6 protein-coding genes are annotated in these 6,839 nt (G+C 69.5%); 3 read left to right on the top strand and 3 right to left on the bottom strand.

The window, feature by feature from the left end; genetic code table 11:
- Positions 1–481: 481 nt before the first annotated feature.
- On the bottom strand, positions 482–1,906 hold the full coding sequence (locus ACFWPS_RS51220; protein WP_383720629.1) for an MFS transporter: 1,425 nt from the start codon (positions 1,904–1,906) through the stop codon (positions 482–484).
- 368 nt (positions 1,907–2,274) lie between these two features.
- On the opposite strand from ACFWPS_RS51220, the gene ACFWPS_RS51215 reads away from it, so the two are divergent.
- Complete coding sequence (locus tag ACFWPS_RS51215; RefSeq protein WP_383720627.1) at positions 2,275–2,598, top strand: hypothetical protein; 324 nt, start codon at positions 2,275–2,277, stop codon at positions 2,596–2,598.
- Positions 2,599–2,795: 197 nt separating this feature from the next.
- Here the strand turns inward: ACFWPS_RS51215 and ACFWPS_RS51210 are convergent, their stop codons facing one another.
- Positions 2,796–3,653: an MBL fold metallo-hydrolase gene (locus ACFWPS_RS51210; RefSeq protein WP_383720625.1), complete on the bottom strand. Its 858-nt coding sequence runs from the start codon at positions 3,651–3,653 to the stop codon at positions 2,796–2,798.
- Positions 3,654–3,792: 139 nt separating this feature from the next.
- Here ACFWPS_RS51210 and ACFWPS_RS51205 point away from each other — a divergent pair, with 139 nt between their 5' ends.
- Positions 3,793–4,353: a TetR/AcrR family transcriptional regulator gene (locus ACFWPS_RS51205; protein ID WP_383720622.1), complete on the top strand. Its 561-nt coding sequence runs from the start codon at positions 3,793–3,795 to the stop codon at positions 4,351–4,353.
- 448 nt (positions 4,354–4,801) lie between these two features.
- Here the strand turns inward: ACFWPS_RS51205 and ACFWPS_RS51200 are convergent, their stop codons facing one another.
- Positions 4,802–5,449, bottom strand: coding sequence for a TetR/AcrR family transcriptional regulator (locus tag ACFWPS_RS51200; RefSeq protein ID WP_383720620.1), 648 nt, complete (start codon positions 5,447–5,449; stop codon positions 4,802–4,804).
- A gap of 98 nt (positions 5,450–5,547) precedes the next feature.
- On the opposite strand from ACFWPS_RS51200, the gene ACFWPS_RS51195 reads away from it, so the two are divergent.
- The gene (locus ACFWPS_RS51195) at positions 5,548–6,762 is read left to right on the top strand and encodes a cytochrome P450 (RefSeq protein WP_383720617.1); all 1,215 of its coding nucleotides are present in this window, start codon (positions 5,548–5,550) and stop codon (positions 6,760–6,762) included.
- Positions 6,763–6,839 lie beyond the last annotated feature (77 nt).

The following is a 6,839-nucleotide window of genomic DNA, read 5'->3' as shown; positions in this document are numbered from 1 at the left end:
TTTTTATTTCCCTCGGCGCGGGGTCTTTGGGGCGGCCCTGGGCCCCCCTGGCGGCGCCCCCCCCGTGCGGGGGGTGGCCCGCCGCTCTGCGATGTGCTCACCTGGCGGGACGTCGTCGTGGACATCAGGTGCCGGCGATGTCCCCATGGTGTCGCAAAGGCGCAGGCCCCGGCCCTCCGCGCGGACCCCGGTACTGCCTCGCGGCGGTGCTGACCACGAACAGGGGGCGGACCGCGCCGGTGTCGGTGAGCCGGGACAGTCGCTCCGTTAACTGCAACGCCGACGCGCCAGAGGCTGCGTTTCGATGCCGACGGCTGTGGTCGCGGGCGACTGGTCATTCGACCGGAACGGGGATGAAGGCCGAGGCGGTGCCCATGGTCCGGTGGCGACGGGGTCAGGCTCCGGACGCCTGAGGGTCTGGCCGAAGCCGCGTCCGGCTTCCGGATTCTCGGCTCAGCGGCGATGGGACCTGAGGCCGAACCTAGGCCGGGGTGCGGGTCTCCGTCCCGGCCTCGCTGCCAGTCGGCGCGTCGGCCGACAGTTGCGGTGTGACGGTCTCGAGAGCCGTCCCGTTCGTGTTGCGGGTCATGGCCAGCGGAATCAGCAGCACGAGGAGGAACCCGCCGAAGGCGAACCACGCTCCCGAGAACCCGACGGCGGTGAACGCCGCCACGGCGATGTAGGGACCCGCCACCCCGCCGAGGTCGCCGAGGGCCGAGGAGACCGACGCGCCGCGGTTGCGGATCCTGGTGGGGAAGTGCTCGGCGGTGATCAGATTCAGGATGGGCGTGCTGAAGCCGATCACCATGCCCATGGCGACCCAGGCCACGACGATCAGGGCGGTGGTCGGGAAGACACCCATCAGGATGATCAGCACCGCGCTGGTCGCCGTCATGGCCGCCAGCGAGTGTTTGCGGGGGAACATGTCGGTGACGGCGAACGCCAGCAACGCGCCGATGACGACACCGACGCTCAGGCCGATCGAGAGCGTGATGCTCTGAGCGATGTCGAAGCCGCGTTTGGTAAGCAACTCGACGCCCAGGCCGAGTACGGACTTCACCGGGACCTGGAAGCCGAACCAGATCAGAGCGAAGAGAGTCGTCCAGCGCAGGTTCGGGCGCTGGAACAGCTTCCAGGTCTGGCCGTTATCCTCGGTGGCCGAGGCGGCGCTGGACTGAGCGGTCTGATGGCGGTCGATCGGCGGCAGTTCGCCGGGTATCCGGCTGCGTACGTGGTCCTCCGCCTTGCGGACGACCTTCTCCGCCTCGTCGGCGCGCCCGTGGGTGACGAGCCAGCGTGGCGACTCCGGCATCATGCGGTACCCCGCCAGGTAGATCACCGCCGCCAGGGCCGGGATCACCAGCATGACCCGCCAGCCGGCGTCGAATGCGGGCACCACGGCGAGGCCGATGAACGGCACGCTGGCCAGTCCGGCCATTCCGGGGATGACGGCTGTGGCCACGTGGCGGCCGCGTCGGGCGGCGGGGGAGAGCTCGCTGAGGTAGGAGCCGATGGTGATCGCGGCCGCCGCGGAGCCCATGTTGGCGAGGAAGCGCGCGCCGGTGAACACCGTCAGGGACGGGGCGAACGCGCTGAGCAGTGAGCCCGCTCCGCAGAGCATGACCCCGGAGAACAGGGCGGCGCGACGGCCCTTGCGGTCGGACAGGTAGCCACTGCTGAGCGTGCCGAGCAGGGTGCCCCACAGACCCAGGCTGATCACCCGGGCGCCGTCGCCGAGCGAGGCGTTGAACTGGTCCAGCGCGCCCGGGAGCGCGATACCGATGTTGACACCCTCGAAGTAGGCGAAGAAGAACCCGGCGCCCAGCATGAACAGCAGGGACTTCGGGTGAGGCCAGATGGGCAGGCGATCCAGTCTCGCCCCGACCTCGGACTCGGTGATGGCCACTGTCGATCTCCCTATGTCGTCACCGTTTCACGCATTTTTCGCTTGGCGAAATTTCTTCGGAGATTAATGACGGTGATACGGCCCGTCAAGGGTGCGCAAGCGGGAAGCCGGCCCTGGCTTCCGGGGCCAGGGGCTCCGTCACCCGGCGGTGTCGCGACCCGGGACGGGCGGTCCGGTCATGGTGTAGATCGTCGGGCAGGTCCGGCTCCGGCGGGATACCGGGTTCGGCTGCCCCGCGACCGGCCCCCTCGGGAGCGACAGTGGATCGCTGCTCACTGAAGCGAACTGGGCGCCATCGCCGAGCAGTTGGGCGAGAGCTTCAGGAGGTTCAGGCCGAGCGAAATGAACTGGCGTTCGCGGAGCAGGTGTTGCGCCGCCTGGCCGAGAGTGTGCGGGCCGGCGCCGGGGCTGTCGCTCCGGTATCGGCGAAGGCGCCCGGGCAGGCCGTCCTGCTCATCGCGCACCGCGGGGGCGCAGCTGGTGAGGGCGCGCTGCCCGGCGGCCGCCGCAGGATCCTGGCGATCGTACGAGGGGGCGATGGCCCGGTGCAGGCCGGAGCGGTCGGCGAGCCGCTGGATCTGGACGTCTCGGTGCGGGGCGGGCTGGAACCTCTGCGGGCCAAGATGACCGGGCTCGCCGACCGCGGCCGGCTGCACAAGCGGGGCGGCGGGCGGTTCGCGGCACGTCCGTAGTCGGGCAGCGCGCGTTCCGTCGAGGGGCTCAACGGCCCCGTCCGCAAGGTCCGCCTGGCGTTGTCGAGTGCCCTCGCGAACGAACTCGCCCACCTGATCCGCGGCCACGTCAAGAAGATCGGCTCGCGGTGACGCGCTCTGCCCGCAGGGAGTTCACCACCATCGCGCCGGCAGGGTCGTCGACAACCGGGACGCCCTCAGCAAGGTGACTCGGCGGGAGCCAGCCCGGGGATCCCTTCGTACGCGCCGAGGTCATGAGCCGGGACGATCTGTATGAGGTTCTCGAGGGCGATCATCCGCAGCAGGTCCTGCCGCACGGACGTGGGGTCGTGATCGGCGAACCTCCGCATGAGCCAAGGCCGTTCGACCCGGTTGCGGATGCCGTCGAGCTGCCAGGTGAGATCGCCGACGAAGGCGTACCGTGTGCCGGAGGGCAGGGCCACGAAGACGATCACAGAGCCGGCGGTGTGGCCGGGGGCGAGCGTGATGACCACGGAGCCGTCGCCGTGCACGTCGTGGCCGGCCGGGAAGCCGAGGTAGGGTCCGCTGCCGAAGTCGTAGGAGCGGATCTCGTGGCCGGCGGACACGTGTCGGAAGACCTTGCTGTCCGGAGCGTTCGCCGCGTACTGCCGTTCGGCCACGTTCAACCAGATCGGCGTTCCGCGGAAGCTGTCGAGGCCGCTCGTGTGGTCCCAATGTGTGTGCGTGGGTATCACGCCGATCAACCGCCCGCGGTCGTAGCCGACAGCGTCGAGCTGCTCGGCGGCTGTCCGGCCGGCCTCGTGGGCGGAGCGCATGTACCAGGGGAGCATCGCGATGTGCTGTGACAGGCCGGCGCCGAAGCCCGCGTCGATGAGCAGGTCACCCTTCGGATGCCGGACCAGGATGGCGGATGCCGCGAACGGACGCTTGTCGCGGAGGGATCCTCCGCGGACGGCGAGCGCTGCCCGGGTCTGGTACGAGCCGGTCGGCAGGTGGTGGACGCCCATGCCGACGGGCGGATTCGCCGCGGGCAGTGGACCCGTCCAGGTGGTGGGAGTGGGAAGAGAAGACATGGTGGGCTCGCGCTCCGATCAAATGATGGGACCCGGGTCCCATCACGGTAGCACGGGATGGGTCCCGGGTCCCATCACTTACGATGGGTCCATGGGCAGATGGGAACCGGACACTCGCGAACGCCTGCAGAACGCTGCCTTGGAGCTGTTCGAGCGCGGCTACGACACCACCGCCGCCGCGCAGATCGCCGAGCGGGCGGGGATGTCGAAGAGCACGTTCTTCCGTCACTTCGCCGACAAACGCGAGGTGCTGTTCGTCGGCACGGGCGAGATGGCCGACCGAGCCGTGGCCGCGGTCGCCGAGGTCGCGCCCGGGAGCACGGTCTTCGACCTGGTCGACGCAGTCCTGCAGGCGATCATCGAGGTGTTCGACCCGGGCAAGCGCACCTGGTACGGGCGCCGCCAGGCGGTTGTCGATCACAACCCCGAATTGCGCGAGCGTGACCTGATCAAGCGGCAGACCCAGAACGAGGCGATCACGACGGCCCTGCGGGACAAGGGCCTGGACGGCATGTCCCCGGACGTGGTCGTCGCCCTGATCGGGCTGGCCTTCCACGCGACCTACAGCCGCTGGATCGAAGCCTCCGACGATCGGGACGTCACCGCCCTGGCTGCCGACGTGCTGGCTGAACTGCGCACCGCCATCACCGCCTTGAACCAGGGGCCGTCTGCGAACGGAACTTTCCCAGAGCAGGGATGAAGGACGTGCGGCACCCTCAGGAGCTCGGCCGGGTCCACCATGGCATCCGTGATCAGCCAGAACCTTTCTGGCTGCGCGCCGCATGCTCGCTGAGCGGTGTGCAGCGTGAAGTCGCAGGATCGGGCCTGGTGTGAATGACAAGTGGGGTACTTCCCGCCGGTCGATGGCCGGTGGCCTTTGGTATAGATACTCCGGACGCCGACCTGGCGGTCATCTGCGGCTGCAAGACGCTGCAGCCGGCCCCTGACCCGCGGCCAGAGGCTGTTCGCGACCCGAAGTGGGCGACCGTGCTGGTGCGAGCCCTGCTCGTGCTGACAAACCGGGAAGTCGCCCACTGACGGATGATCTTAACGATGGACCAGCGCCCCGGACCTGTCCGAGCCGCCCGGCGCCTACGCGCACCAGACCGCCAGACCACTTGACGTGCAGCTTGCGCGAGCCACCGGGCTCAGTGGCTCCGGGACTCGTAGTCGTCGCGGGTGACCGGCTCTCCGGGTAGTGCGACCAACGTCCCGTCGGCACGCAGGCCAGCCATGAGCATGGCGAGCAGTCGGCGGTGAGCGCCCTGCGGAAGGGTTGAAGGGCGTACGCCGGCGAGCATCGCGACCGCCATGGCCACGTCGCCCACGCCCACGTCCGCACGCAGCGCCCCCTCGGACCGGGCCGCGTCCACGATCTCCTCGAAAAGGTCCAGGAGACGCCGGCGCCCGGCCAGGACTTCGGGTGACTGCAGCTCGGCGCGGGACCCGGCGCCGTGCAGGGTCGCGTCGATCGCGAGCTGCAGCGCGGCGGCTTCGGCCATTACGCGCTCCAGCACACTCCATGCATCCGCTTCTGTGGCGCGCGCCTCGCGTATGCGGTCCATCGCCAGCTCCAGGCTGTCGAGCACGACCGCACTCACCAGCGCCTCCCGGCTCGGGAACCTCCGGTACAGCGTCCCGACGCCCACCCGGGCGGCGCGGGCCACATCCTGCATGGCCACGTCGAACCCGTACCGGCTGAACTGCTGACGGGCGGCCTGGAGGATCTGGTCGCGGTTCTGGCGCGCGTCGCCGCGCAGCCTCGTCGGCGTGGCTCCTGACGGGTGTGTCCCCACAGGTTCCTCCTTCGGTGGCCGGCCATCCCTCGACATTCGGGTCCAGCCTAGCTACCGTCAAGTGGACAGAATTCGTCCACTTAGAGATGGGGTCGCTCATGCAAGGGACTTCTGACAGGACCTGTCCCGTAGTCCGTCTGCCCGTTCGCCGGGAGGACGGACTGGCACCCCCGGCGGACTACGCCGGGATGCTGGCGCTCGAACCTGTCTTCCCCGCCACCCTGCACGACGGGCGCGAGGTCTGGGCCGTCGCACGGCACTCGGTCGTCCGTGAGGTGCTGAACGACGTCCGATTCAGCACCGATCGCAGGCGGGAGGGCTATCCGCTGCTCAGCGCCAGCCAGCCCGCCCGGCGGCGAGACGTGCCGCGCAACATCATCACCATGGACCCTCCCGAGCATCCCCTGGCCAGGCGGGCGGTGGCCCAGGAGTTCACCTCACGTCGGATCAACCAGCTGCGACCGAGGATCCAGGAGGTGGTCGATCAGCGGATCGACCGACTGCTGGAGGCGGCGCGGCCCGTCGACCTGTTCGAGGTCCTGGCGTTGCCGGTTCCCTCGCTGGTCATCTGTGAACTCATCGGCGTGCCCTACCGTGATCACGCGTTCTTCGAGGAGAGGTCGAGCCGTTTTCTCTCCGCCGCCGCGAGCCGGGAAGAACGGGCGGCGGCGCTCGAGGAGTTGCGTGACTACATGCACTCCCTGGTCGCGGACAAGGAACGGCGCCCCACCGACGACCTGCTCGGCCGCCAGGCACGGGACGGCGCCGACCACGACTACCTCGTGGAGCTTGGTGTGCTGCTGCTGGTCGCGGGACACGAGACCACGGCGAGCATGATCGGGCTCGGCACCCTCGCACTCCTGCAGCGCCCCCACCTCTGGGAGGTCGTACGCACCGAACCCGACCGTGTCCCCGACGTGGTGGAGGAACTGCTGCGCTGGTTCACGATCGCCGAGAGGGTCACCGTCAGGGTGGCCATCGAGGACGTCGAGCTGCACGGCCGACAGATCCGGGCCGGGGACGGCGTCCTGCTGCTGACGAACGCGGGCAATCACGACCCCGAGGCGGTGGCGCACCCTGACGTGATCGACCCGGACCAGGCGAGCCGCCAGCACCTCGCGTTCGGGTTCGGTCCCCATCTGTGCCTCGGCGCGAACCTGGCCCGTGCGGAGCTGGAGATCGCCCTGGGAACGCTGACCAGGCGGGTCCCCGGTCTGCGCCTGGCCGTGCCGGTCTCCGAACTGCGGTTCCGCCACGAGTCCAGCATCTTCGGTCCCCTGGAGATCCCCGTGTACACCGGGATCGCCCACTGAGCACGACTACCAGCGAAGAAGGCCGGACGAGGGCGCGCTCATGGATACGGGGTGGTGCGCCCGACTCCCTCCGGAGC

It is taken from the genome of Streptomyces sp. NPDC058457 (assembly GCF_042720695.1).
In the GTDB taxonomy this organism is placed as follows: domain Bacteria; phylum Actinomycetota; class Actinomycetes; order Streptomycetales; family Streptomycetaceae; genus Streptomyces.
This window is presented reverse-complemented; position numbering and strand designations above follow the sequence as displayed.